General features: G+C 66.1%; 24 protein-coding genes and 1 pseudogene. 12 read left to right on the top strand and 13 right to left on the bottom strand.

The window, feature by feature from the left end:
- Positions 1 to 124: 124 nt before the first annotated feature.
- Positions 125 to 214 carry an Ms4533A family Cys-rich leader peptide gene (locus ACWEO2_RS29700; RefSeq protein ID WP_309546086.1) on the bottom strand — a complete coding sequence of 30 codons (90 nt, stop codon included), beginning with the start codon at positions 212 to 214 and terminating at the stop codon, positions 125 to 127.
- A 106-nt stretch (positions 215 to 320) separates the two neighbouring features.
- Here ACWEO2_RS29700 and ACWEO2_RS29695 point away from each other — a divergent pair, with 106 nt between their 5' ends.
- Positions 321 to 1391, top strand: coding sequence for a M48 family metallopeptidase (locus ACWEO2_RS29695; RefSeq protein ID WP_452408341.1), 1071 nt, complete (start codon positions 321 to 323; stop codon positions 1389 to 1391).
- 376 nt (positions 1392 to 1767) lie between these two features.
- Positions 1768 to 2106 (top strand): annotated as a pseudogene (locus ACWEO2_RS29690) (transglycosylase family protein); the annotation flags it as partial.
- A gap of 153 nt (positions 2107 to 2259) precedes the next feature.
- On the opposite strand, the gene ACWEO2_RS29685 reads toward ACWEO2_RS29690, so the two are convergent.
- Positions 2260 to 2547, bottom strand: coding sequence for a hypothetical protein (locus tag ACWEO2_RS29685; RefSeq protein WP_452408340.1), 288 nt, complete (start codon positions 2545 to 2547; stop codon positions 2260 to 2262).
- 103 nt (positions 2548 to 2650) lie between these two features.
- On the opposite strand from ACWEO2_RS29685, the gene ACWEO2_RS29680 reads away from it, so the two are divergent.
- Entirely contained in the window at positions 2651 to 4636 is a 1986-nt protein-coding gene (locus tag ACWEO2_RS29680) for a glycoside hydrolase family 15 protein (protein ID WP_452408339.1), read from the top strand.
- A 7-nt stretch (positions 4637 to 4643) separates the two neighbouring features.
- Here the strand turns inward: ACWEO2_RS29680 and ACWEO2_RS29675 are convergent, their stop codons facing one another.
- Together ACWEO2_RS29675 and ACWEO2_RS29670 are read right to left on the bottom strand one after the other, a co-directional pair.
- Positions 4644 to 6443 (bottom strand): hypothetical protein, encoded by a 1800-nt coding sequence (locus ACWEO2_RS29675; protein ID WP_452408338.1) that lies wholly within the window; start codon positions 6441 to 6443, stop codon positions 4644 to 4646.
- 85 nt (positions 6444 to 6528) lie between these two features.
- The gene (locus ACWEO2_RS29670) at positions 6529 to 8877 is read right to left on the bottom strand and encodes a hypothetical protein (RefSeq protein ID WP_452408337.1); all 2349 of its coding nucleotides are present in this window, start codon (positions 8875 to 8877) and stop codon (positions 6529 to 6531) included.
- A gap of 415 nt (positions 8878 to 9292) precedes the next feature.
- On the opposite strand from ACWEO2_RS29670, the gene ACWEO2_RS29665 reads away from it, so the two are divergent.
- The 3 genes from ACWEO2_RS29665 to ACWEO2_RS29655 all read left to right on the top strand — a co-directional run bounded on the left by ACWEO2_RS29665 (position 9293) and on the right by ACWEO2_RS29655 (position 11836).
- Complete coding sequence (locus ACWEO2_RS29665; protein WP_452408336.1) at positions 9293 to 9682, top strand: hypothetical protein; 390 nt, start codon at positions 9293 to 9295, stop codon at positions 9680 to 9682.
- Positions 9683 to 9752: 70 nt separating this feature from the next.
- Positions 9753 to 10451, top strand: a complete 699-nt coding sequence (locus ACWEO2_RS29660) for a response regulator transcription factor (RefSeq protein ID WP_452408335.1) — start codon at positions 9753 to 9755, stop codon at positions 10449 to 10451.
- Positions 10448 to 11836, top strand: a complete 1389-nt coding sequence (locus tag ACWEO2_RS29655) for a sensor histidine kinase (protein ID WP_452408334.1) — start codon at positions 10448 to 10450, stop codon at positions 11834 to 11836. The genes ACWEO2_RS29660 and ACWEO2_RS29655 overlap by 4 nt, the downstream gene beginning before the upstream one ends.
- 2 nt (positions 11837 to 11838) lie before the next feature.
- Here the strand turns inward: ACWEO2_RS29655 and ACWEO2_RS29650 are convergent, their stop codons facing one another.
- From ACWEO2_RS29650 to ACWEO2_RS29640, 3 genes are all read right to left on the bottom strand, one after another.
- A complete protein-coding gene (locus ACWEO2_RS29650) occupies positions 11839 to 12417 on the bottom strand; it encodes a Uma2 family endonuclease (RefSeq protein ID WP_452408333.1) in 579 nt (192 codons plus the stop codon).
- A 141-nt stretch (positions 12418 to 12558) separates the two neighbouring features.
- Entirely contained in the window at positions 12559 to 14445 is a 1887-nt protein-coding gene (gene lepA / locus ACWEO2_RS29645) for a translation elongation factor 4 (protein ID WP_452408332.1), read from the bottom strand.
- Positions 14446 to 14507: 62 nt separating this feature from the next.
- Complete coding sequence (locus tag ACWEO2_RS29640) at positions 14508 to 15161, bottom strand: DUF6304 family protein (RefSeq protein ID WP_355184080.1); 654 nt, start codon at positions 15159 to 15161, stop codon at positions 14508 to 14510.
- A gap of 146 nt (positions 15162 to 15307) precedes the next feature.
- Here ACWEO2_RS29640 and ACWEO2_RS29635 point away from each other — a divergent pair, with 146 nt between their 5' ends.
- Together ACWEO2_RS29635 and ACWEO2_RS29630 are read left to right on the top strand one after the other, a co-directional pair.
- Entirely contained in the window at positions 15308 to 16036 is a 729-nt protein-coding gene (locus ACWEO2_RS29635) for a hypothetical protein (protein ID WP_452408331.1), read from the top strand.
- A 116-nt stretch (positions 16037 to 16152) separates the two neighbouring features.
- Positions 16153 to 16731 (top strand): type II toxin-antitoxin system PemK/MazF family toxin, encoded by a 579-nt coding sequence (locus ACWEO2_RS29630; RefSeq protein ID WP_452408330.1) that lies wholly within the window; start codon positions 16153 to 16155, stop codon positions 16729 to 16731.
- Between the two features lie 194 nt (positions 16732 to 16925).
- On the opposite strand, the gene ACWEO2_RS29625 is transcribed toward ACWEO2_RS29630, so the two are convergent.
- From ACWEO2_RS29625 to ACWEO2_RS29610, 4 genes are all read right to left on the bottom strand, one after another.
- Complete coding sequence (locus ACWEO2_RS29625) at positions 16926 to 17714, bottom strand: aquaporin (RefSeq protein ID WP_452408329.1); 789 nt, start codon at positions 17712 to 17714, stop codon at positions 16926 to 16928.
- Between the two features lie 186 nt (positions 17715 to 17900).
- Positions 17901 to 18743 carry a transglutaminase family protein gene (locus ACWEO2_RS29620; RefSeq protein WP_452408328.1) on the bottom strand — a complete coding sequence of 281 codons (843 nt, stop codon included), beginning with the start codon at positions 18741 to 18743 and terminating at the stop codon, positions 17901 to 17903.
- Positions 18740 to 19714: an alpha-E domain-containing protein gene (locus ACWEO2_RS29615; protein WP_354952932.1), complete on the bottom strand. Its 975-nt coding sequence runs from the start codon at positions 19712 to 19714 to the stop codon at positions 18740 to 18742. Before ACWEO2_RS29615 ends, ACWEO2_RS29620 begins: the two co-directional genes overlap by 4 nt.
- A complete protein-coding gene (locus ACWEO2_RS29610; protein ID WP_452408418.1) occupies positions 19714 to 21303 on the bottom strand; it encodes a circularly permuted type 2 ATP-grasp protein in 1590 nt (529 codons plus the stop codon). Before ACWEO2_RS29610 ends, ACWEO2_RS29615 begins: the two co-directional genes overlap by 1 nt.
- 432 nt (positions 21304 to 21735) lie before the next feature.
- On the opposite strand from ACWEO2_RS29610, the gene rpsT reads away from it, so the two are divergent.
- A complete protein-coding gene (gene rpsT / locus ACWEO2_RS29605; RefSeq protein ID WP_433726187.1) occupies positions 21736 to 21996 on the top strand; it encodes a 30S ribosomal protein S20 in 261 nt (86 codons plus the stop codon).
- A 380-nt stretch (positions 21997 to 22376) separates the two neighbouring features.
- Entirely contained in the window at positions 22377 to 22622 is a 246-nt protein-coding gene (locus ACWEO2_RS29600; protein WP_355184066.1) for a hypothetical protein, read from the top strand.
- Between the two features lie 58 nt (positions 22623 to 22680).
- Here ACWEO2_RS29600 and ACWEO2_RS29595 read toward each other — a convergent pair whose 3' ends face one another.
- Complete coding sequence (locus tag ACWEO2_RS29595; protein ID WP_452408327.1) at positions 22681 to 23592, bottom strand: helix-turn-helix domain-containing protein; 912 nt, start codon at positions 23590 to 23592, stop codon at positions 22681 to 22683.
- Positions 23593 to 23715: 123 nt separating this feature from the next.
- On the opposite strand from ACWEO2_RS29595, the gene ACWEO2_RS29590 reads away from it, so the two are divergent.
- Together ACWEO2_RS29590 and ACWEO2_RS29585 are read left to right on the top strand one after the other, a co-directional pair.
- On the top strand, positions 23716 to 24786 hold the full coding sequence (locus ACWEO2_RS29590; RefSeq protein ID WP_452408326.1) for an aldo/keto reductase: 1071 nt from the start codon (positions 23716 to 23718) through the stop codon (positions 24784 to 24786).
- A gap of 80 nt (positions 24787 to 24866) precedes the next feature.
- Positions 24867 to 25007 (top strand): toxin-antitoxin system HicB family antitoxin, encoded by a 141-nt coding sequence (locus ACWEO2_RS29585; RefSeq protein WP_452408417.1) that lies wholly within the window; start codon positions 24867 to 24869, stop codon positions 25005 to 25007.
- An 86-nt stretch (positions 25008 to 25093) separates the two neighbouring features.
- Here ACWEO2_RS29585 and holA read toward each other — a convergent pair whose 3' ends face one another.
- On the bottom strand, positions 25094 to 26065 hold the full coding sequence (gene holA, locus ACWEO2_RS29580) for a DNA polymerase III subunit delta (RefSeq protein WP_452408325.1): 972 nt from the start codon (positions 26063 to 26065) through the stop codon (positions 25094 to 25096).
- Between the last annotated feature and the right edge of the window lie 120 nt (positions 26066 to 26185).

Here is a 26185-nt window from a genome sequence, read left to right as displayed (position 1 = left end):
GTCGCGACGGTCGAACTGCGGCACGACTACCGACCGAGGGGTCGTTGGGGTTCGGACACTGCTGCGAAAAAGCTTGCGCGCCAGTTTAGAGAGAAGATGGGTGCACAGCAGTGCCCGGCGCCGATCAGCGACAGAGAATGTCCGCGACCGCGAGATTGCCGACAGCGATCAACGCCAATTCATGGCGGACCTGCGGGACGGCACTCGAAGACACGGGCAGACTGTAGCAGAGGAAACGTCACCAATTCGAATCAACGCCAGCTATCCGCTTGCAGGCGGCAAAAACCGACAAAGTTCCAGGAAGAGGGGGGTTTCATCCCATGACTACCAGCCCGGACCGGGTACGCACCCGGTTCCCCGATATCAGCACTCGCGCGTGGGAACATCCCGCCGACCGCACCGCCCTGGTGACGCTGCGCTCACTCGCCGGGTTCGACACCATTCTGCGTACCCTGTCCGGTTTGCTTCAGGAACGCCAGCATCGGCTGCTTTACCTCGCCACGGCGGTGCGGGTGGACGAACGCCAGTTCCGCTCGCTGCACCAGTTGCGTCAGGACTGTGTGGAGATCCTGGACGCGCGCACCACACCCGAGATGTTCGTACTGCAGAGCCCGCATGTGAACGCCTTCACCATCGGCATGGACCAGCCGTTCATCGTGCTGACCACAGGGCTGATCGATCTGATGGACACCGAGGAGCTGCGCTTCATCGTCGGCCACGAACTCGGGCACGCGCTGTCCGGACACGCGGTGTACCGCACCATGCTCATGCATCTGCTGCGCATCTCGGCCAATCTGGGCTGGATGCCGGTGGGCGGCTGGGCCCTGCGCGCGATCGTGGCCGCGCTGATGGAATGGAGCCGCAAGTCCGAACTCTCCGGCGACCGTGCCGGGCTGCTGTGCGGCCAGGATGTCGAGGCGTCGGTGCGGGTGCATATGAAGACCGCGGGCGGCACCTGGATCAAGGAGATGAACCACGGCGCGTTCCTGCAGCAGGCCGATGACTACGAGCGCTCCGGCGATCTGCGCGACGGCGTGCTCAAGCTGCTCAATCTAGAGCTGCAGAGCCATCCGTTCTCGGTGCTGCGGGCCGCGGAGCTGCGCCGCTGGATCCAGTCCGGCGAGTACAACCGCATGCTCGGCGGCGACTACCCGCGCCGCGAACACGATAAGAACACCAAGATCAGCGATGAGATCAAGGAAGCCGCGCGCACCTACCGGCAGAACTTCGACCAATCCGAGGACCCGCTGATCCGCACCGTGCGCAATCTGGGGCGCGATGTCGGATCAGCGGTGAGCACGGTGGGTCACGAGGTCGGCGCGACCGTCTCCAAGATCGGCAAGCGGTTCAACGACTGGCGCACCGATCGGGACAACTCGGCCGACGAGTGACGGCTGGGCGCAAACCACCGTCCGCGCGGTCGGTGCCCGTTCCGCTCCCGCGGTAACCGATACGCGCACGGAAACCGGGCATTAGCGTGCGCTGCGTGTGGCCCCTCGCGGCCGGTCCACTGGGCACACCATGCCGCTTTTACGCGCGTACACACCGCCCATTCTGGTCGGTCGGTTGCGGCTTTGTATCGTCCAATCGCAGGCTGCCAGCTGGTTGAGACATGACATCGGTTGTATTGCGATGCGGACACGATACCGCTGGACTGCCACATCAGCTCACGGCGTGCAGCACACACTCGAACGGCCAAAGCTCCAGTGATCACCTTTCATGCTTGGACACCTGTATCAGGTTTGCTGACTCGAAAGGAACTGCGATATGAGCGCTCTGGGCACCCCACTCAAGAAGATCGTCGCCACCAGCGCGATCATCGGCGGAGCCGGAATGGCATACGTTGGCCAAGCGTCCGCCGCTACCGATCAGGAATGGGACAACCTCGCCGCGTGCGAGTCGGGCGGCAATTGGAATATCAACACCGGCAACGGGTTTCAGGGCGGCCTACAGTTCTCGCCGGGCACATGGGCCGCATATGGCGGTGCCGCATACGCGCCGACTGCCGACAAGGCCACCCGTGAACAGCAGATCGCCGTCGCCGAGCAGGTACTCGCCGCTCAGGGCTGGGGCCCGTGGGCAGGTTGTTCGGCAGCGCTCGGCCTGCACCGGTGAGACAGCAGAGCTGTCCAGCGGGGTCGTTCAGACGATCGCTGTAGGGACATGTTGGCCCCGCACAATGTCAGCGAGTGAACAACCACGCGATGACGATGAGAACCAGCAGAGCGACGAGGGCGAGCTGAACCCGGGAACGCGGCATCAGCGCGCCCCGCTCTGCGCGGTCTCGCGCATCGGGACGGGCGGCCCGACCAGTTCAGGGATCAGGGCGGATTCCGCGGTCACCACATCCTCAGCCGTGAGGGTCGGCACAGCGTCGCTATTGCGGCCGAGCAGCTGCAGGGAAACCCGCAGCACTCGATCCAGCACGTAGGCGATGGCGAAGCTGATCGGGACCATGCCCACCAGCACCACGACGAACTGCGGGATGAACGGCAACCCCGCCACCCACAACTCGAAGCCGTCCCACCATCCTGCGATCCTGTGCACGGCACCAGCCTAATACTGCCCGGGCGGTCGGCCGAGATCGCGCCGTCAGGGCCGGGTTCGGCGCGGCGGTGGACGAGATCGGCCGACAGACCGAAGATAAGGTATGGCGTCTACCGATGATCCGACCGTCGACGAACCTGACGACCTGCCCACGCTCAGTCACCTGAAGGTGGGTCAGCACGCCACCTATCCGCCGATCGACGATTACGCATTCCTGTCCGACTGTGAGACCAGCTGCCTGGTCGCCAGCAATGGCTCGGTCGAATGGATGTGTGTGCCCAGGCCCGATTCGCCGAGCATCTTCGGCGCGATGCTCGACCGCAGCGCCGGACACTTCCGGATCGGCCCGTACGGGGTCAATGTTCCTGCCGCGCGCCGGTACCTGCCGGGTGGCATGATCCTGGAAACCACCTGGCAGACCGAGACCGGCTGGCTGATCGTGCGCGACGCCCTGGTACTCGGCCCATGGCACAACAACGAGCAGCGCAGCAAGACCCATCGCCGCACGCCGATGGACTGGGACGCCGAGCACGTCCTGCTGCGCACGGTGAAGTGCGTGAACGGCACGGTCGAGCTGGAGATGAGCTGCGAACCCGCCTTCGACTACCACCGCGCCCCGGCCCGCTGGGAGTACACCGGCAAGGTCTACGAGGAGGCGACCGCGGTACGCACGCTCGACGCGACCGTGGGACCGACCCTGGTGCTGACCACCGACCTGCGGCTGGGTCTGGAGGGCCGGGAGGCGCGGGCCAGGACCAGGATGAAGGAGGGCGACGAGGTGTTCGTCGCCCTGACCTGGTCGGAGCTGCCCGCACCGCGCACCTTCGAGGACGCGGCCCAGAAGATGTGGCAGACCACCGAATGCTGGCGGCAGTGGATCACCCTCGGCGATTTCCCCGATCATCCGTGGCGCAACTACTTACAGCGCAGCGCACTGACGCTCAAGGGACTCACCTACGCGCCGACCGGTGCGCTGATGGCCGCCGCCACCACCTCACTGCCGGAAACCCCTGGCGGCCAACGCAACTGGGACTACCGCTATACCTGGGTGCGCGATTCCAGCTTCGCGCTGTGGGGCCTGTACACCCTCGGCCTCGACCGCGAGGCCAACGACTTCTTCGCGTTTCTGAGAGACGCCACCACCGACGATAACGGCGAATCCGTTCCGCTGCAGGTGCTCTACGGTATCGGCGGCGAACGTGAGCTCGCCGAGACCACGCTCGACAATCTGACCGGCTACGACGGCGCCAAACCGGTGCGCATCGGCAATGGCGCCTACAACCAGGACCAGCACGATATCTGGGGCACCATGCTGGACGCGGTGTACTTGCACGTGAAATCCCGCCAGCAGGTGCCGGAATCGCTGTGGCCACTGTTGGAGCGCCAGGTCGAGGCGGCCATCAAGGGCTGGCGCGAGCCCGATCGCGGTATCTGGGAAGTCCGCGGTGAACCACAGCATTTCACCTCCTCGAAGGTGATGTGCTGGGTGGCGCTGGACCGCGGCGCGAAACTGGCCGAACTGCACGGCGAATACGAACGCGCCAGCGAGTGGTACGCCATTGCCGATCAGATCAAGGCCGATATCCTCACCAATGGCGTGAACGCCAACGGTGTCTTCACCCAGACCTACGGCGGCGACACCCTGGACGCGTCACTGCTGTTGGTGGTGCTGAACCGTTTCCTGCCGCCCACCGACCACCGGGTGCGCGCCACCGTGCTCTCGATCGCCGACCGACTCACCGAAAACGGTCTGGTGCTGCGCTATCGGACCGAGACCACCGACGACGGCCTGTCCGGCGCCGAGGGCACCTTCACCATCTGCTCGTTCTGGCTGGTCTCCGCGCTGGTGGAAATCGGCGAAGTGCAGCGGGCCCGGCACCTGTGCGAGCGCCTGCTCGGCTATGCCAGCCCGCTGCGGCTGTATGCCGAGGAAATCGACTCGCGCAGTGGACGCCATCTCGGCAATTTCCCGCAAGCCTTTACCCATCTGGCACTGATCAATGCGGTGACGCATGTGATCAGGGCCGAGCAGTCACACACCAGCGGCACATTCCAACCGGCACACTTACCGGCCGTTCATCCGTCCTGACCGATATTTACGCGGCCGCGCTGATGCCATCGGCATCGGCGCGCAGTCCGCGCAGCTTGCCGAGTTGGACGTCGAGGTCGGCGATCCGCTCCTCGCGGTGGTCGCCGTACTTCCCGTAGGCCATCTCCGCCACGCGCAACCGCTCGTCGGCGGTGCGCAGCACATCGGTGGCGATATCGGTGAAGTGGTCGCGCAGGGTGCGCTGCAGTGCGCGCAACCGATTTCGCGATTCCTTGCCGACCTGGAAGACGACATCGTCCATCAGCCTGGCCACCGAAACCTTCGCCTCGGCCTGACGGCGCTGCCTGCGAGCCTTGCGATCGTCCCAGAGCGCATTCGCGCCGAGCAGCAGCGCGGCGGCGGCCGAATACCAGTTCACCAGTGGCATTTTCAGCAGACTGGTCAGCACACCCACCATCAGCAGACCACCGTAGGAGCCGCGCATAACGGTCAGGAATTGCGCCATCACACCGGCTTTCGCACTGGTCAGGGGATCCAGCGGCGCGACGGGCCCGAGAACTTCACCGGGATTGTGCAGGCGTAGGTCCGGCAGTGGCGGGGTGCGGTGATCGGCCGGGAATTTGGCCGCCACCTGTTCGGACAGTTCCACCGCCCGGTAGTGCGCCATCACGAAATTCTCTTCGACGGCCTCGCAGATGCGCGCGTCCAGATCGGCGCCGAAATCCTTCCAGCGCCGGGCCGGATCGGTCTGGGCGATCTCGGCCTCGGCGTCGCGGACCAGACTGCGCAACCGGTGCCGCAGATCGTGTTCGATATCGGCCATCAACTCGGTGCTGCCATCGCCGAGGGTGACCTGCCAGTTGGCCGAGCGCTGCCGCAGCTGATCGGCCTGGTCGCGGGCGGCCACCAATTGTTCGGTGATCTCCACCCGGCGGCGCGGATCGCGCAGCGCCTCGGCCTCAGTCCGCAGGGTTACCGCGAGATGGTCGGCGACCAGCCGGATGTCATTGGCCGCGGCCGCCAGGACCAGGGTGTCGGCCCTGCCCACCACATAATCGCGCAGATGGTCGACGAGCTGAGGTACGCCCGATTCGATATCGCGCTGATAGTTGCCCGCCTGCTGGTGCAGCAGCGCCGAAACCGGGGCCACCGCGAAGCCGAGTCCGGCCGCGTCCAGCAGCTCACGATTGCGCTGCTGGGTGTGCTGCCAGTGCGGGTGCAGGTCGATCTTGTTCAGCACGCAGATCACCGTGGGGCAGATCTGCTGGATGCGGTCGAGATGGGTGATCTGCTCCGCGGTGAACTCGGTTCCGGCGTCACCGACGTAGAGCACGGCATCGGCGGCGGCGATCATCGACCAGGTGGTGTGGTCCTCGCCATTGCTGCCCGGCGCGTCCATCAGTACCACGCCATCGGCCAGCAGCGGACTCGGCTCGGTGAATTCGGCGCGGATCACCCCGTCGGCGGCCAGCGCCGGACCCGGATCGAGCGGATCGACCGACTGACGTTCGATGCGGCCCGCGCCGAGCGATTTCACCAGCACCGCCGTCGGCTCGGGTCCGTACTCCGCGATCACCGGCACGCTCAGCGCACTCTCGGTGGCGCTGACCCTGGCCCCGACCAAACCGTTGACCAGGGTGCTCATACCGGTCTTGGACGCACCGACGACCACTAGGCGCAGCCGCGGGTCACCGACCCTGGCCCGCACCATATTCAGTCGGCCGCTCAGATCGTCCCGGCCCACGGAGCGGGTCATCTCCTGCAGTTGATCGAGAATTCCGATGACCGGCGCCATGACCTGCGGATGTTTCACCGTGGCGGCCTCCAGCCCGGCTGCGGCAGACAACCCTCCTCCTAACTGTCGTACGGATATCGCATTCGACGATGACATGCGCCAGCGCGACGGGTGCGCGCGACCCCCATCAGGTTTCCTAGATCAGGGCGATGTCCAGCCCCGATGCCAGGTGGTGGCCGTCGTCGACGGCCGCATCGGGCAGCAGCGGGGCGGACAGACCACCGGCGATCAAGGTCAGCGCCGAATGGTCGGGTTCGTATATCGGATGCGCGAAGTCGGCCGGGTCGCCGAGTTCCGCGGCGATCGGATGCGGCTTGACGTCGATCGGCGGCTGCATCGGGGTGACCGGTGCCGGCATCGTCGGGACAGGCACGTGGGTCTGCGGAGTCGGGATCGGCGCGGGGGAATTCATGGTCGGGATGTCGATATCCACGGTCGGCGCGAGGGTCGGCACGGAGTGGGTGGCCGTCGGCATCGAAACCGTCGGCTCGTTGGTCGGAATGTCCACCGTCGGTGGGGTGTGTGTGGTCGGGGCGGAGTTGCCCCCGGTTCCGCCGTTGACGGTGCTGGGGGTGGCCCCGCCGTGGCCGGTGCTCGGGGTGGTGCCGCCACCGTGGCCGGTGCCGGGGAGCGTCACATCGTCATCATCCGGCACAGTCGGGGTTGCGGGGTGGCTCGGCGCGTTGGTGCTGGGCGCGTTGGTGCTGGGCGCGTTGGTGCTGGGCGCATTTGTGCTCGGCGCGTGCGTGGTCGGCGCCTGGGTACCCGGGATCTTGGTCGTGCCGGTGATGTCGGTGCCGGGGAGGGTGGCACCAGGGGTCTTGGTGCTGGCCGGGTCGGGCACCTTGGTCGGATGCCCGGCGGTGCTGTCGCCGGGTATGACCGGAACCGGCACCGTCTTGGTGACGGTGGTCGGGATATTGGTCAGCGGCGGGTGCGGCGAATGCGAATCGTCGACCAGGACCGGCTTGGCCGGTGCGGGCTTGGGCTCGAACAGCGCGGGCGCCACCGCGGCGGGCGCGGTCAGCGGCGACGGACCCGTCGGCGCCACAAGCACATTGGCGACCGGGGTGCTCGCCGCATCCGGCTGGATCGTGGTCTGCAGCGGTGTGGCCGCAACCGGCGCGGCGACCGCAGCGGGGGCAACCACCGGTGCTGGCGGTGCGACCGGCGGTGCGATCGGGGTGACCGGTGCGACGAACGGCTGAGCGGGCTGCACCGCGACGGGCTGCGCGGCGGCCGAGTACTGGGGGACGGACCCGGCGGGCTGCGTGGTCGACGCGCTACTCGAGCTGTGCCCCGAGGCGCCGGACTGGTCCAGCCCGGAACGTCCGGTCGTGCCGGGGGTCTGGCCGAGCCAGTCGGAGAACCGGTCGATATTGTCGCCGACCCGACCGGCACCGGTCTCGACCTTCAGCGCGCCGTTGACCTCGACCTTGGAATGTGTGTTCAGGTACATCCCGTTCGAGCCGACGCCGAAGTCCACTGCGAGTTCGGTGTGCACGCTGAAGCTGGCGTCCGCATTGAGGAATACGCCGACCGCATCCGGATTTCCGACGCCATGGAACATATCCGCGCCATGGAACGCGTCGGCGCCATGGAACGCGTCGGCGCCATGGAACGCGTCGGCGCCGTGGAACAGGTCACCGCTGCCCGCGGGCGCGCCGGTGTGAAACATATTGCCGCCGAAGAACGGAGCGCCACCGCCCGCGTTCGCGGCGCTACTGCCGTCGGCGTCTTCGGCCTCGCTCACCGGGCCCGCGGCTGCGGTGTCGCTGGCCGTTCCGGCCACCGGAATGCGGGGCAGGACAAAGGGGTTGGAGCCGGGCGCGACGAAGCCGTTCGCGCCGGGCAGTCCGAAGCCGTGGCCCTCCTGCCCCAGGCCGTGTCCGGGCAGCCCGAAACCGCCCTGGCCGAAGTCGAGTCCGGGCGCGCCGCCGAAGCCGCCGCCCGCATGGCCGGTGCCCAAATCGAGGCCGGACTGCGGCGTCTCGCTGTGCAGATCGAGTCCGGACCGCTCGCTCTCGGTACTGAGGGCGAGTCCGGGCTGGTAGCCGTTGCCGTGGGCGGCGTCCTGCCATGGCTGCGGCGTGTGCTGCTGCGGCGGCGAACCGATGTGCAGACCGGGGTTCGGCGCGTTCGGGATGGTGAACGGAGCATTGACGCCGATATCGCGCGGTGCCGGCGTGTGCCCGTGAATCGGTGCGGGCGGTGCCGAATTCGGATCCGGATCCGGGAAGGTCACCACTGGACTCGGCGCGTCCGCATCGGGATCACGAGAGTAGGCCGAGGTCCAGCTGTCGAGCCGTTGCCCACCGGGATGCACTGGTGCGGTACCGCCGTTGGCGGCGATCAGGGCGCCACCGGTGACGTACGCGCCCGCCCGCGCTACCCGCGCGACGCCGGTGGCGACGCGATAGGCAGTATCTCCCCCACGGTCGTCAGCATCGGTGTCATCGCTGTCGAAGGGCAGGTCACTCGTCATGCAAGCTCCACTCTCAGGTTTCCAGCATCCTCACCACGCCGGGCAGACCGAGTGAAGATCAACTAACGATATTCCGGAAAACCCAACTGTCACATTCTGCAGGTCCGCAAAGAATACGACTGTGACAAGCAACACAACCTTGCCATTGGAAAAACCAGAACGGAAGCCCCGATTCTGCGGGCATCCCAAACCGGGTGCAGGTGTTGTCATTTGGACCTGATCGAACACTTCGAACCGAGCCGTGCGGCGGCCGAAGCCGTGCCGACGAGACTAACTCGTCGGTGGCGACCCGTACAGCCCGTAGTTCGATGGGCTGCAAGAGATCTCTAACAATTTCTCGAGAGACGGTGAAGTTCTGCTCCCTAGCGTCGATCTCGCCGGGACAACCCGGCACCGACGCGAAGGAGATCGCATCATGTCCGCACCCCTCGGACGCGGCCGAGCCCGCACTGTCGCCATCGTCACCGGGACGGCATTCGCTGCCACGGCGGCCGCGCTGGTCGCCGGCGCCGCCTCGGCCCAGCCGCCGCAGCCGGGCGGTGGTCCGACCGTGACGTGTGTGCTGATCGCTCCCGACGACCCGCACGTGGTGATCCAGGGCGGGCCGGGGCCGCAGGTCGCCGTTCCGGCCGCACCGCTGCCACCGGGCGCCGCGCTGCCCGACTGCCCGGATATCGATCCGTCCGGACCGGTCATTGTCGGCCCGGCTCAGCCCAGTGGTCCGCACGTGATCATCGAACACCGACCCGGCGCCGTGCCCGTCCACCCCGCGCAACCGGCTGCTACCGGCAGCAGCGGCAGCTGACCGCGCGACGGCTCTATCGTGGCCCCATGACGGCAGCATCCGGCAGCGATTCGATGAGGTGGTTGGCCGGATGACGGGCGGACAGCGCATCTTGGTCGTCGACGATGAGGTTCGAGTTCTCGCGTCGCTGCGGCGCGGGCTCGAACTGTCCGACTTCGAGGTGGTCACCGCGGGTGACGGCGCCCAGGCGCTGGCCATGGTCCACCGCACCGAACCGGACGCCATGGTGCTCGATGTGAATATGCCGAATCTCGATGGGGCGGGCGTGGTTACGGCATTGCGCGCGATGGGCAACGACATTCCGATCTGCGTACTCAGCGCCCGCACCGCGGTCAGCGATCGCATCGCCGCCCTGGAGCGCGGCGCCGACGACTACCTGACCAAACCCTTCGACCTCGGTGAGCTGGTCGCCCGGCTGCACGCACTGCTGCGCCGTCGGCCCGCGGCCGGGCAGCCGTCCGGCGACGGCCACCGCCAGGTCGGACAGGTCCGGATCGATCGGGCCGGACACCGGGTGTTCGCCAGCGGACAGCAAGTGGAGCTGACCAAACGGGAATTCGAGGTGCTCGCGCTGCTGGCCGACAACACCGGCATCGTGCTCAGCCGCACGCAGATCCTGTCCGCGGTCTGGGGTTATGACTTCACCACCGACACCAATGTGGTGGATGTGTTCGTCTCCTATCTGCGGCGCAAATTGGAGGCGCACGGTGCCCCGCGGGTGATCCACACGGTGCGCGGGGTGGGTTTCGTACTGCGGGAGGAAGCGTGAGTCGGCGAATGCTGAAGGTGTCGTTGTCGTTGCGCGCCCGGGTGGCGCTGGTATCGGGCGTCGTCGCCGCGCTGGTGGCGGTCGTGCTCGGTGTCGCGTACTTCGCACTGCTCGCCACCGCGAGTTCACGGCAGTTGGATCAGACGGTGCAGACGATGCACGTCCGGGTCGCGCGGCCCGCGGATATCGTGCCGTCTCCCGGTCTGCCGGTCGATGTGCTACCCCCGCTCCCCTTACCGGAAGACATTGCGCGGATACCACTTCCAACTGCGCCGCCGCACGTGGTCCAGTTCGCCGACGACGCCGTCGCCCCGGTTGCCGGAGCTCCCGGCCTTGCCGTGGTGCTGCGCCCGAACCGCGCCGCCGTCGACTCGGCAATCCAGCGCAGCCAACTGATCGGCCTGTCGGTCGCGGTCGGCGGCGTACTGCTGGCCGCCACGCTCGGCTGGTTTCTGGCCGGTTATGCCGCTCGACCGCTGCGGAAACTGGCCACCGCCACACACGGCATCGACACCCTGGAGAAACTGCCGCCATTATCCGGCCGCGGCGCGCGTGAAGCCGAGGAGCTCTCCGATGCCATCACCCGCATGCTGGCGCGGCTCGAGGCGGCACACGGCGCCACCAATCGCGCGCTGGCCAGCGCCCGGGACTTCGCCGCGGTCTGTGCCCATGAGCTGCGCACACCGCTGACCGCGATGCGCACCGACCTGGAAGTCCTTGCCACCAAGGAATTACCCGCTGAGCAGCAGCGCACGGTACTCGCCGACGTGCTGCTCGCCGAACGCCACATCGAGAACACCCTGACCGATCTGGAACGACTCGCGGTCGGCGAACTCACCGAATCCGACGCCTTCGAACCCTTCGAACTCTGCGAAACCCTCGACCGCGCGGTACAGGACGCCCGCCGCCGCCATCCCGACGCGCACATCGACCTCACCGAATGCACCCCGACAACCTTGACCGGTCTACCAGGCGGCCTCATGCTGATCGTCACCAACGCGGTCGCCAATGCCATACAGCACGGTCACGCCCGCACCATCACCATCGCCGCCCGCCACTGCGATCCGAACACCTCCGGTACGCACCCCGTCGATCCGAGCACTGCTGATCCAAGCCCCGCCGATCCGAACGCCCTCCGCCACAACGCCTCCGACGCAACGACCGGAGTCGAGATCGTCATCGACGACGACGGCACCGGCATCCCCGAACACCTCCGCCGCACCGCCTTCGACCGCTTCACCAAAGGCCCCGGCTCCCCCGGCTCCGGCCTAGGCTTGGCCCTGGTCCGCCAACAAGCCGAACTCCACTCCGGCACAGCCGAACTCGACCACGCCCCGCTCGGCGGTGTTCGTCTGCGCGTGCGGATCGCCGCACGCACTTCCTGAACTCAGCAAATCCAGTCCAGTAGCGGCGCGGTATCGAGTGTGACGGCCACCGGTTCCGGCAACGTCACCTCGACGCCGATCGCATACCGGTGCACATCGAGGTACTTGTCGCCATTCGGCTTGCTGTAAACCACTACCTCGGCGGAGTCGCGGTCGATGAGCAAGTAGATCGGAATCTCCACTTGGGCGTACGCAATAGGCTTTTCCACGCGGTCGCGCTCATTACTGTCCGAACCGCGTGAAGTGACTTCGACGGTCATCGCGACAGCCTCGGCTGGAGCCCATTCACCCGTTCCGGCAAACGCATCCAATGGCGCCAACACCCCGTCCGGGCGCGCCCGTCCCCTGTAATCGGTCCCTACGGCCAATCCTTGCCCCGCAACGTGCAGGAATAGCTGCGGGTTGAGCGGCATGAACAGCAGAAGTAGCCAGTTGAGGATCCGGCCATGGCCACCATCCGACAGGCGCTTGACCGCAAGCCGTCCGCCGATGAGTTCAAGTTGGACACCCTCGATCTCGCGCTCGACCGCACGAGCAATCGACTCGAACTCACTTGTGAGGATCGGATCCTGCGCCACCACAGCCACCCCCCTCGAACCTATCCCGCGCGCATACTGCTGCCAGCAGACATGATCTGCATCGAATCCGCACGAAATCAGTGGCACACGGTTACAACCGCGGCCACTGGTTGTTGACCAGTCCGGTTATCCGCTCGGACCGGCTTACTTCTGCCCCTTCGGCTTGTCGGAGGCGGCGTCCGACGAGAGCGCGGCGACGAAGGCTTCCTGGGGAACGTCGACGCGGCCGATCGTCTTCATGCGCTTCTTGCCTTCCTTCTGCTTCTCGAGCAGTTTGCGCTTGCGGCTGATGTCACCGCCGTAGCACTTGGCGAGGACGTCCTTGCGGATGGCGCGGATGTTTTCGCGGGCAATGATTTTCGAGCCGATGGCGGCCTGGATGGGCACCTCGAACTGCTGGCGCGGGATGAGTTCGCGCAGTTTGGTGGTCATCTTGTGGCCGTAGGCCTGGGCGGCGTCGCGGTGCACGATCGCCGAGAACGCGTCCACCGCCTCGCCCTGCAGCAGGATGTCCACCTTCACCAGCGCCGACTCCTGCACACCCGCCTCCTCGTAATCGAGGCTGGCATAGCCGCGGGTACGTGATTTCAGCGAGTCGAAGAAGTCGAAGATGATCTCGGCCATCGGCATGGTGTAGCGCAGTTCGACGCGGGTCTCCGACAGGTAGTCCATACCGCCGAGTTCACCGCGACGCGCCTGGCACAGTTCCATGATCGAGCCGATGAATTCGCTCGGCGAGATGATCGTGCACTTGACCACCGGCTCGTACACATGCCGGACCTTGCCCTCGGGCCAGTACGAGGGATTGGTGACGACGTGTTCGGCGCCGTCCTCCATCTCCACCTTGTAGACCACGTTGGGCGCGGTGGAGATCAGATCCAGATCGAATTCACGCTGCAGCCGCTCGCGGGTGATCTCCATATGCAGCAGACCGAGGAACCCGCACCGGAAGCCGAAGCCGAGGGCCACCGAGGTCTCCGGCTCGTAGGTCAGGGCGGCGTCGTTGAGCTGGAGCTTGTCCAGTGCGTCGCGCAGGTCCGGGTAGTCCGAACCGTCCACCGGGTAGAGACCGGAGTACACCATCGGGCGTGGCTCGCGGTAGCCGGTCAGCGGTTCGGTCGCACCGCCGCGGGCGGAGGTCACGGTATCGCCGACCTTCGACTGGCGCACATCCTTCACGCCGGTGATCAGATAGCCGACCTCGCCGACGCCGAGCCCCTGGGTGGGCTTGGGCTCCGGGGAGACGATGCCGACCTCGAGCAGTTCGTGCGTCGCGCCGGTGGACATCATCTTGATCTTCTCGCGCGGAATGATCTTGCCGTCCACCACCCGGACATAGGTGACCACGCCGCGGTAGGTGTCGTAGACCGAGTCGAAGATCATGGCCCGGGCCGGTGCATCCGGATCGCCGACCGGCGCTGGCACCGCCTCGATGACCTTGTTCAGCAGTTCCGGCACACCGACGCCGGTCTTACCGGAGACCCGCAGCACGTCCTCGGGTTCGCAACCGATGATGTGCGCGATCTCGCCCGCGTAACGATCGGGATCCGCGGCCGGGAGATCGATCTTGTTGAGCACCGGGATGATCGTCAGATCCTTGTCCAGCGCCAGGTACAGATTCGCCAGCGTCTGCGCTTCGATGCCCTGCGCCGCGTCGACCAGCAGCACCGCGCCCTCACACGCCTCCAGCGCGCGCGACACCTCATAGGTGAAGTCGACGTGGCCGGGGGTATCGATGAGGTGCAGTACGTAGTCGGTGCCGTCGACCTGCCAGGGCAGTCGGACGTTCTGGGCCTTGATGGTGATGCCGCGCTCGCGCTCGATATCCATTCGGTCCAGGTACTGGGCGCGCATCGCCCGCTCCTCGACCACTCCGGTCAGTTGCAGCATGCGGTCGGCCAGCGTCGACTTGCCGTGGTCGATGTGCGCGATGATGCAGAAGTTCCGGATCCGGGCGGGATCGGTGAACGTCGTGTCGGCGAAGCTGGCGGGCACTCCACTCCTCATGGGTATCGGCAAACTGCCGTCCATCGTCCCATGCGCGCGGTAAAGACCCTGTCAGCGGTGCACCGTTCTGCGTTCCGAACCACTTTTCAGCCCCGATAGCCGGTGCCTGGAATGCGGCGCTCATAGTCGGCGCACAGATAGGTCTCGGGTACCTGCTCGGTGACCGGCACCTCGAAATAGTCGTCCTTGGAGCGGACCGCAAGGTACTTGTCCCTGGCCTCGCGATGGCACCACATGCCCGTGAGGCCGTGCCCGTATGGCGAGTAGTCGGAAAACAGGCACGTCATACAGGAGATCAGGCGGACGTCGTCGGGAAACTGCTGTCCCAGTCGGAACAGCGCGTCCTCGAAGTACCGGTCGGTGGCCTGGTAGGTCTGCCCATCGATCTCGACAGCGAGTTGCAGTGACTCACCGGTCCCACCGGGCGGCAGTGTCAGCAGGAAATGGATCGGACCGGGTCGCTGCTCGCCGCCCACCTGCACCATGCCGGGCAACTCGCCGGAGAAGGTGCAGCCGGAAATGGCATCCCACTCGTCGATGGGCAGTCCCACCCGAAGTGCGGCGCCCTGGTCAAAGGGACCGAGCGCGTCGAAATCCGGACCCGCCACGGGGACACCACGGATCACGGTTCGGATATCGAAGCGGTTCGGACCCCAGTGCCGCGATGGCCCGATCCGCCACACGATGTGCTCGATACCGTGTCCGTCCTCGTAGGTTCCCGGAAAAACCTGCGGCTGCACAGCTGGATACCTTCCGCACGACGAATTCCGCAGACTCTAGCGGAGAATGCGCACGCGGCGAACCGGGATGCTCGACATCGCCGAATCCGTCCCGGCAATCGGACAAATCCCGCACAACGCAGGGTCTGCGGCCGTACCTTCGGCGGGTGGAGAAATTGGTCTTCGTTCTGCGCCGGTCCGATTCCGACGCGACCGACTCGTGGTGTGAATCGCTGCGCACCACCGTGGCCGCGCGCCTGGTCGACCTCGGGGTGGCGGGTGTCACCGTCTATGTCCGCGATGCGGCGGTCCGGGCCGCACTGATGCGGATGGTCACGCTGGATCCGCCGATCGCCGCGGTCGTCACCCTCTGGGTCGAGCAGAGCTACGGCCCAGCGGCCACGGCCGCGGCCGAGATCCTCGGTGCATACGCCACGGCGGCACACGGCTACCTGGTGACCGAGTCCGTGCCGCTGCGGCTCGACGATGCGGTCCCCACACGCACCGAGGGCTTCGGCAATCTGGCCTTTCTGCGCCGACCCGCCGAACTCACCCGCGAGGAATGGCTGCGACGCTGGCAGCACGAGCACACCGAAGTGGCCATCGAGACGCAGTCGACGTTCGGCTACACCCAGAACGTGGTGGTCCGGGCGATCACACCGGACGCGCCCACCATCGATGCCATTGTCGAGGAACAGTTTCCGGGCGCGGCGCTCACCGATCCGATGGTCTGGTACGACACGCGCGACGCGGCCGAGTTCCAGGATCGGGTGCGCCGCATGCTGGACTCGGTCGCGCGGATCGGCGCCGATCGCGACCTCGATACGGTTTCCGTCAGCAGATATCCGGTGCTGCAACCGTTTTCGCTACGGACACACCAGCACAGCGGAGCATGATGCGCGAATCGTCTGCGCACCGCACACGACCGCGACCGCGAACCGCAAGTCGTTAGCGCTACCGACCGGTAGGCGGTGCAGATGAGAAGACGAGACCGCGCCGTTACCATCCAAGGATGGCCCGAAGTTGGAACTCGATCGGCAAGCAGCTAGGCCTCATTGCGAAGGCGCAGAGTCCCAAGATCGTCAAGGAGCAGGGACCGAAGCTGGTCGACAAGCTGCAGCGTTCGTCATTGCTCGAACGTGCGGTCGGCTCGCTGGCGACCCGCAAGGCCCCTGCGGTGACGATTCGCCCGGCCGCCTCCACCCCGGTGCCGACGGGCGAGCGGGCCAGGCAGATCGTCTACTGCCCGCAATTGGACGGCCGCGCCGATCCCGGCGAGATCGTGTGGACCTGGGTGCCCTACGAGGAGGATCCGAACAACGGCAAGGATCGCCCGGTGCTCGTCGTCGGGCGCGACCGCAGAACCCTGCTCGGCCTGATGCTGTCGTCGAATCCGGAGCGCGCGTACGACCGGAACTGGGTCGGAATCGGCAGCGGCAGTTGGGATCACGAGGGCAGGCCGAGCTGGGTCCGCCTCGACCGGGTCCTCGACGTACCGGAGGACGGTATCCGCCGCGAGGGTGCGATCCTGGCGCGCAAGACCTTCGACCTGGTCGCACATCGTCTGTGCGCCGAATATGACTGGTACTGATCGAGAATCGGGTGCCATCATGCACGTCGTGCTCGCATCGACCTGGGCTGGCACGAGAATGTCCACGCAACAACTGATCTCGCAATTACATGGGTAACTCGCCGGGGACGAGCTAGCTCAACCAGCATCGACCAGCCGGTCCGCAACGCAGCTCTCGCGGCACTCACCGGTCGGCCTGAGGCGCGGGGAGGCGGTCAAGACACCATCTCGCGGGAGCGGCCGAACAGCACGCCGTAGACCAGTGCGCCGAGTACGCCACCGATCAGCGGGAATACGATGAACGCCCAGACCTGGGGACCGGCGCCGTTCTGGTAGAAGGCGACGGCGAGGCTGCGGGCCGGGTTCACCGAGGTGTTGTCCACCGGGATCGAGATCAGGTGGATGACCGTGAGCGTGAGACCGATCGACAGTCCGGCCTGTGGGATATCGGAGATCTGGTCGGTCGAGGCCAGCACCACGAAGACCAGCAGCGCGGTCAGCATGACCTCGACAATGATCGTGGCCGACAGGCCGTACCCGTTCTGGATCACCACCTGTCCCAGCGGACCGCGCATCGCGGACGGGCTGTGCTTACCCCAGCCGTTCGCGCCGAGCCCATTGACCGCGCGGTCGTAGGACGGCAGGTTCTTGGCGATCGCGAACAGCACCAGCCCGGCCAGGAAGGCGCCGATCAACTGTGCGATCACATAGCCGACCGCGGAGATCACCGAGAGCCTGCCCATCAGCAGCTGTCCGACGGTCACGGCCGGATTCACGTGGCAGCCGGAGATCGGCCCGATCGCATAGACCAGGAACAGCAGGGACAGTCCGAACGCGAATGCCACGCCGAGCGCGCCGACCCGCTCACCGGCCAGCACGGCGGTGCCGACACCGCCGATAACCAGGACGAAGGTGCCCAACGCCTCGGCCGCCCACTTCTTGGGCTCCGGCGTCGGCTCCAGTTCGGTGACTTCCTCGACGACTTCCTGAGCAGTGGGAGACATGCGCGCCACCTTCCGAAAGGGTCATCCCCGCTGGCACGGGGATCTGCCTGGGACCTGCTACGAAAACACGGCTGATGTGAAAGGGACGTTACGCGAGACCGGTGAGCACTACAACGACCACGAGATATCCGCGACGGCTGTCGCACCACCCACGACCGGCACAAAGGTCCGGGGACACGCGGGAGCCTAGGCGAGACGGGTGATCTCCACGACGACCTCCAGATCGGTCGAGCCACCGCCGGAGAAAATGCCCTTCAGCGGCGGCACATCCGCGTAGTCGCGGCCGACGCCGACGGATATGTGCTGTTCATTGATGGCGATATTGTTGGTCGGGTCGTAGCCCCACCACGCGCCGGTCCACGCCTCGATCCAGGCGTGTGACTGCCCGGCAACCGTTGTATTGATCTCGGCGGCCGGATTGGGGTGCAGATACCCGGACACGTAACGACTCGGAATCCCCATGCTGCGCAACAACACCAGCGTCAAATGCGCGTAATCCTGACATACGCCTTGGCGATCGGCGAAGGCCTGCACGGCCGAGGTGTGCACCGAGGTGGTCCCCGCGATGTAGTTCATTTCGGCGTGCACCCATTCGGCCGCGCGCACAACGGCCTTCGCGGGCGGCACACCACGGGCGAGTTGCCTCGCGACCGCGGCCAGCTTCTTGTCCTGCGGCACATAGTCGGTGGGCGAGAGCATTTCGTCGAAGCGGTCACGGATGTGTTCGGAACGCAACTCCTCCCACGACAGCTCCTCGGCCGGACCCGCGAACGGTTCGGTTTCCACCACCGATGATCCGGTGACCTCCAATTCGGTGTGCGGCGCATGCAGATCGAAGGAGGTGACCGCGGTGCCCCAGTAGTCGGTGTAGCGGTAGGACCGGGTGGATGGCACCGTCTCGACCCGGTTCAGGATGACGTTCTGCCTGCTGTCCGCACGCGGGGTGAGCCGAGCCTCGTTGAACGACCGGGTAACCGGAGCGTCGTATACATATCCGGTGGTGTGCACCACCCTGATCCGCCAGCTCACAGCTCTCCCTCCACCTGCGCATGGTTGTCGTGACTACTGCGCAGATCGGTCCAGGCCACCCACGGTGCGGCGTGGAAGTACTGCAATGCGATCGCCTCGCTGACCTCGCGGCAGGTCTTCTGCAGCGAAAGCAGGCGGTTCTGCAGATCCTCCAAAAGCGCACCGGGCGGCAGGAATTCGAGTTCGCTGCGGGCCCGACCGAGCAGCCGCTGCGCCTCGTGTCGGGCGCCGACCCGGCTGCTCGGGCGCTGATCGAGTTCGGCCAGGCAGGCCTCGGCCACCCGCACCGAATGGAAGACCGAACGTGGGAAGAGCCGGTCGAGCAGGATGAACTCGGCGACCAGATTGGCGTCGAGTGCGCCGCGGTGGGTACGCAGGTAGGTGTCGTGTGCGCCCGCCGAGCGCAGTACGGTCACCCAGGCCGGTGACGAGGTGCGGTCGCCCGCGCGTGAAAGCAGCAGGCGCACGGTCATATCCACGCGTTCGATGGATCGGCCGAGCAGTAGGAAGCGGTAGCCGTCGTCGCGACTGAGGGTGGAATCGGAGAGTCCGGCGAACATTGCCGCCCGGTCCTTGATGTAGTGGAAGAATTCGTGCGGGCCGAGGCTGCGGGCGGCCTTCTCGGCCGCGGCGAGCCCGATAAAGGTGGCGTTGAGGCACTCCCACATTTCGCTGGAAGTGACTTCGCGTGCGCCCCTGGCATTTTCGCGGGCATTGGCGATCGAATCGACGATGGAATTGCCGTGGTCGTGGCTGAACGCCACGAGGTCGGTCACCGACCAGACATCGAGTTCGACGTCGGGCGGTTCGATCCCCAATACCCGCAACAGGACTCGCGAGGTGCGGTCCGGGTCCACCGTGGCGTCCTCGAGCAGCTGATGCACCGCGACATCCAGGATGCGGGCGGTATCGTCGGCGCGCTCGACGTATCTTCCGATCCAGTACAGGGATTCGGCATTGCGGGCCAGCATCAGCGCCTCACCGCGCCCTGTTGCTGCTGCCCGGTCGATCGGCTTTGTCGCTGGCGCATCGATCCCAGCCGCTGTTCCTGTTGTTGCTGCTGCTGTTGCTGATTCGCCTGCGTCGCGGTCAATTCCCGGCCCAGCTCGCGCTGGTCGGACTGTGGCGGATCGCTGACCAGTTCCTCGCCAGCGAGCTCACGGTCATCGGGTGAGGTCCGCCCGGCCAGCACCCAGGTGTCCTTACTGCCGCCGCCCTGACTGGAATTGACCACCAGCGAGCCCTCCGGCAATGCCACCCGGGTCAGACCGCCCGGCAGCACCCAGATGTCATCACCGTCGTTCACCGCGAACGGCCGCAGGTCGACATGGCGTGGAACCAGTGCACTTCCGATCTTGGTCGGCACCGTGGACAGCTGCACCACCGGCTGCGCGATCCAGCCCCGCGGATCCGACTTGATCTTGCGCCGGGTTGCCTCCAACTCCCGTGGCGAAGCCACCGGTCCGATGACGATGCCGTAGCCGCCGGAGCCCTCGACGGGTTTGACCACCAGTTCATCGAGGCGATCGAGCACCTCTTCGCGCTCCTCGTCGAGCCAGCACCGATAGGTGTCGACATTGGGCAGCACCGGCTTCTCGCCGAGGTAGTACTCGATGATCGTCGGCACATACGCGTAGGTCAGCTTGTCATCGCCGACGCCATTGCCGATCGCGCTGGAGATGACCACATTGCCCGCGCGCGCGGCATTCACCAGCCCGGCGACGCCGAGCACCGAATCGGGCCGGAAGTGCATCGGGTCCAGGAAGGTGTCGTCGATGCGCCGGTAGATCACGTCGACCTGGCGCTCCCCCGCCGTGGTCCGCATATAGACGACATTGTCGCGGCAGAACAGGTCGCGTCCCTCGACCAATTCCACCCCCATCTGCCTGGCCAGCAGCGAATGTTCGAAGTAGGCCGAGTTGTAGACGCCCGGGGTCAGCACCACGACCGTCGGATCGGCCTCGTTCGGCGCGGCCGAGGCGCGCAGCGCGGCCAGCAGATGGGTCGGATAGTCCCCGACCGCGCGGACCCGGTGCGAGGAGAACAGATCGGGGAAGACCCGGGCCATGGTGCGCCGGTTCTCCATGACATAGGAGACCCCGGACGGCGAGCGCAGATTGTCCTCCAGCACCCGGAAATCGCCGCGTTCGTCGCGGATCAGGTCGATGCCCGCCACATGGATGCGCACCCCGTTGGGCGGCACCAGTCCGGCGGCCTCGCGATGGAAGTGCTGGCACGAGGTCACCAGCCGCTTCGGGATGACCTCGTCGCGCAGGATGTTCTGCTCGCCGTAGACATCGGCGAGGAACAGTTCCAGCGCGGTCACCCGCTGCTTGATCCCGCGCTCCAGCTTGGCCCATTCGGCGGCCGCGATCACCCGGGGCACCAGATCGAGCGGGAAGGGCCGCTCCTGTCCGGACAGCGAGAAGGTAATGCCCTGATCGATGAAGGCGCGGTCGAGCGCATCGGAGCGAGCCGCGAGATCGGCCACATCGATGGGCGCCAGCGCCGAGAAGATGCCCCGGTACGGCTGGCGCACCCGGCCCTGACCGTCGAACATCTCGTCGAAGGCATCGGCATACCGACCGGGGCCGTAGCCCTCGAACAGTCCCGAAGTGGTTGCTCGACCGTTGCCGTTCGCATGCCCGTTCGACCGGGCACGCGGTGGCGCCAGAGATCGAGCCGAACGTGGCGACGACACGGGAGTCATGCAAAAATCGTGCTACACGCAGCATCAATGCAGTGTGAGACGCAGGTAAATTTCTTGCATCACTCCTGGTTTCCGCCCAATTACTACGGTCGGTAACGTTGCCGATCGAACCGTTCGCGCGGTGGGGATTTCGCATGTCGGGTGGTGGTGATTTCGTGTGCGACGCGACGGCTGGTAACCTCGACCTTCGGCGTCGCGTTACCTGATCAGTCCGGTTACCAACGCGCGCTCGCGAACTTTTCAGCACAGTCCACTCAGCGACAGGAACACGAGGAAACAGGCGTGGCCAACATCAAGTCCCAGATGAAGCGGATCCGCACCAACGAGGCGGCGCGCAAGCGCAACCAGTCGGTCAAGTCCGGGCTGCGCACCGCGATCCGCAGCTTCCGGGAGGCCGCTGCCGCCGGCGATAAGGAAAAGGCCGCCGAGCAGCTGGTCTTCGCCAGCCGCAAGCTGGACAAGGCCGCCTCGAAGGGCGTCATCCACGCCAACCAGGCCGCCAACAAGAAGTCGGCCCTCGCGCTGGCGCTGAACAAGCTCTGATCACATCGGTACCACAGCGGTACCACCTCATACGCTGACGCAGCCGCCGTGGCCTCGATGACCACGGCGGCTTTTGTCGTCCCCGATCGACTATTGCGAAGATCACTTTCTCGAGCTGCCGGTGCGGTGAGCCAGGCGCGAACCATACCGATTAGCACGTTTATCGCAACTATTCAGCGAACTTCAGCTTCGGCGGCAAGGCCGCTCTCTGGGCGTTGAGCGGAACGGCCCCGATAGGTGCCATGTCATCGAGACTGCCCTGGCAAATCGGTAGAGAAACGCTGGGCGGCGACCGCACCGAGTCATTGCCGCATCCCACTCCTCGAGCCGGATTCCGATCGGGCAGCCACATGTCGGAGGTTCCCGCTACGATTCGGCGCATGGTTACCGTGTACGCCAATCAGACGCCGGTTCGCTCCGAAGACCTCCCGGATGTCATTCGTGCCGCCGAGGTCCTAGGCATCGGACTGAAGATCGAGAACGTCATGGTCCCCGATGAGGAAGGCGGCTACTCGCTGGAGTGGATCGTCACCCGGGACGAGGAGATTCCGGTCTACGAGGAGTGGGAGGGCCGCTATGAGGAGCCGGAAGAGGATATCGAGCTAGTTCTCAGCTCGGTGGAATAATCCCCCGCGCGTCCGCACCCGCACAAGCGGGTGCGGATCTTCTGACCGGGGTGCGTGCTCACTCCAGGTCGGCGCATAAGCGATCCAGCGCGTCCTGGGAGTCTGCATCGGCCGCGCGGTAGATGATGATGCGCTGGTCCGGGTCCTGCAGCGGCATGAGCACTTCATAATTGACGACCAGCGGACCGACCCGAGGGTGCCGCAGCGGCTTGTGCCCGCGGCCATGGACCTTGACGTCGTGCCTGGCCCAGGCCTGCGCGAACTCCTCGCTGCGGGCGGTGAACTCGGCGACCAGATCGGCCAGTTCCTGATCGTCGGGGTGGGCCGCCCACGCGGCACGCAAGTCGGCGATGCCCTCGCGAATGACGCGATCGCGCTCACCATAGAAATCGCGCAGCGCGGGATCCATCAGGCATAGCCACATGGTGTTGCGCTGCCGGGGCGGCAGGGCGCCGAAGTCGACGATCAGGCTGGCCATCTCCGGATTCCACGCCAGGATGTCGTAGCGGTGATTGACCAGCATCGCGGGCAGCGGCGACAGATCGCGCACCAGCATCGCCAGTGCGGGCGCGGGTACCGTGCTCGGTTTCCCAGCATTCGGCTGCCGCTGCTGGGCCAGATCGAACAGATAGGCGCGCTCGTCGGTGTCCAGGCGCAGGGCCCGGGTGAGCGCCTCCAGGACATCCGCGGACGGGCGCAGGCCGCGCCCCTGTTCCAACCGGACTATGTAGTCGGTGCTCACCCCCGCCAGTTCGGCGACCTCCTCGCGGCGCAAACCCGGCGTGCGCCGCGCGTGTTTGCGTGCGGGCAGACCGAGATCGCCCGGATTCAGTCGCTCGCGCCGGGCGCGCAGAAAGTCCGCGAGCGCCTGTGCCCAGTTCTCGGCGCTCCCCGACCCGGCATGGTCACGCGAGCCATCGCCGTCAGGCCTATGCTCGCCCCGCTGTGTCGCCTTCACGATGCTGGTCATCGCCCTCGATCTTACGGCTGGGTGGGACTGGCTTTCCCAGGATGAACCTTCCCTTACCCATGGTGTTGTACCGCTCCAGACTTGATCGCATCGGAAAAGAAGTACGAATGACAGGAGCACGACATGTCCGGAGCACGCACCCTCGATACCTACCGGCTGCTCGGCCGTTCGGGTCTTCGGGTGTCTCCGCTTTCCTTGGGGACCATGACATTCGGCGCCGATTGGGGTTGGGGCGCCGATCGGGACGAGGCCCGCAAGATCTTCGACACCTACGTCGAGCGCGGCGGCAATTTCATCGACACCGCGAGCCAGTACACCAACGGCACCTCCGAGCAACTGCTCGGTGAATTCAGCGCCGACAATCGCGAAAGTCTGGTGCTGGCAACGAAATACACGATGCTGCGGCGGCCGGGCGATCCCAACTCTGGCGGTAACCACCGCAAGAGCATGGTCGGCTCGGTGGAGGCCAGCCTGCGCAGGCTGAACACCGACTACATCGATCTGCTGTATCTGCACGCTTGGGACTTCCTGACCCCGGTCGAGGAGATCCTGCGCGCCATGGACGATCTGGTCCGCGCGGGCAAGGTGCTCTACGTCGGCATCTCCGACGCACCGGCCTGGCAGATCGCGCGCATGCAGACCATCGCCGATCTGCGCGGCTGGTCGCCGCTGATCGCGCTGCAGATCGAATACAGCCTGATCGAGCGGACCGTTGAACGCGAACTCATTCCGATGGCGCGCGAACTCGGACTCGGCGTGGTGCCGTGGTCGCCGCTGGCCAGCGGCGTGCTCACCGGCAAGTACAGCCGTGCCGATCTTGATCACGACGCAGCGGGCTCGCCCGAGGGTACCCGCAAGAATGTGGCCGCCGCCAATGGCTCGCTCACCGAACGCGGGCTCGCCATTGCCGATGTGGTGAAAGATGTTGCGGCACAACTGGGTAAGACGCCGTCGCAGGTGGCACTCGCCTGGACCCTGCAGAACCCGGGCGTCACGGCGCCGATCATCGGCGCGCGCACCGCGGCACAGTTGGAGGACAACCTCGGTGCGCTCGAGGTCGAATTCGATGCGGCGCAGTTGGATCAACTGCAAGCGGCCAGCGCGATCGAGCTGGGCTTCCCGCACGATATGCTGGCCCGTCCGATGACCCGCGGAGTGACCTTCGGCGACCTGAAAGTCGAAGGCCGCGACTGAGTTTCACATCATGCGGTGGGTGCGAGCCCGACTCACACCCACCGCATCAGCGTATCCGCCACCGATAAGTTCCCGAACCACTGGCGGATCGGAAGTTCAGCGGGCACTTCGCGCTGCGGATGTCTCCGGCGCTGCATCGACGACTGGCTATGGAGGCGGCCGAGCACGGGGTGAGCATCAATAAGTGGGTCAACGAGAAGTTGGCGTCGACTGAGCGGTAGTCCCGGACTCCGGCTACCCGGGCGCGTGTCGCTGTCAGCCTGGTCTTGGTGGCAATCCGCTGGGCAATTGTTGTCGGGGAATCACATCAGCTTGCGGAGTGCAGGTCCAGGATCTGGGTGAGTGCGTGTTCCAAGGCGTAATTGGCGTCGGCGGCACCGCCTTTGACATCGGCATTCAGCGTGGCGACGACCTGTAGGGCCGTGCCGATGCTGGCCTGGTTCCAACCCCGCGCTTGGGCCTGCGCCTTCTTCACCTTCCAGGGCGGCATACCCAATTGCTGGGCCAGTTTGAACGGGTCGCCACGGCCCGCGGAACCGACACGGGCGATGGTGTGGACCGAGTCGGCGAGTGCGTCGGCGAGGAGCACATGTGGCACGCCGCGGTCGTTGGCCCAGCGCAATGCCTCCATGGCACCGGGCCGATCGCCTGCCACCGCGAGTTCGGCGACATCGAAACCGGAGATCTCGGCCTTGCCGGAGTAGTAGCGGCGCACCGCGGCGATATCGACCTTGCCACCGGTATCGGAGGCCAATTGCGAACAGGCCGCGGACAACTCCCGCAGATCCGAGCCGACCGCCTCCAACATCACCTGCACGACCTCACCCGAGACCCGCACCCCGGCATTCCGGAATTCGCCGCGCACGAACTCCACCCGTTCGGACGCCTTGGTCAACTTGGCGCAATCGTGCACCTGCGCACCCAACTTCTGCAGCGCTGGCGCCAATGCCTTGGCTCGGCCGCCCCCGGAGTGCAGCACCACCAGCACCACGCCCTCGGGCGGATCCCCGGCGGCATCGGTGATCACCGCGACCGCATCCTTGCCCGCATCCGCCGCCGACTCGAGCACGATCACCCGGTCCTCGGCGAACAGCGAAGGACTCAATAGCTCCGCCAGTTCCGCGGTACTGGCGTCACCCGCCCGCAGCCGATCGACGGGCACCGCATCGGGATCCGGCGCACCCTCCCGCACCTGTGCGGTGATTCCCGCGATGGCCCGCTCGACCAGCAACTCTTCATCACCGAGCACCAGGTGCACCGCCGCAGTCCGTTCGCTCACGGGAGCATCCTACGTACTCGCACCGACACAACCGCCGCGCCGCACAGCGGGGCGCCCTGTACCAGCCAGCTCGTGCCTGCACTCCGGACATTGGCGGTGCCCCGGTAGTCGACGGCATGG

Source organism: Nocardia sp. NPDC004278, assembly GCF_053602975.1.
The sequence above is the reverse complement of the archived record's forward strand: the minus strand, read 5'-3'. Positions and strand labels throughout refer to the sequence as shown.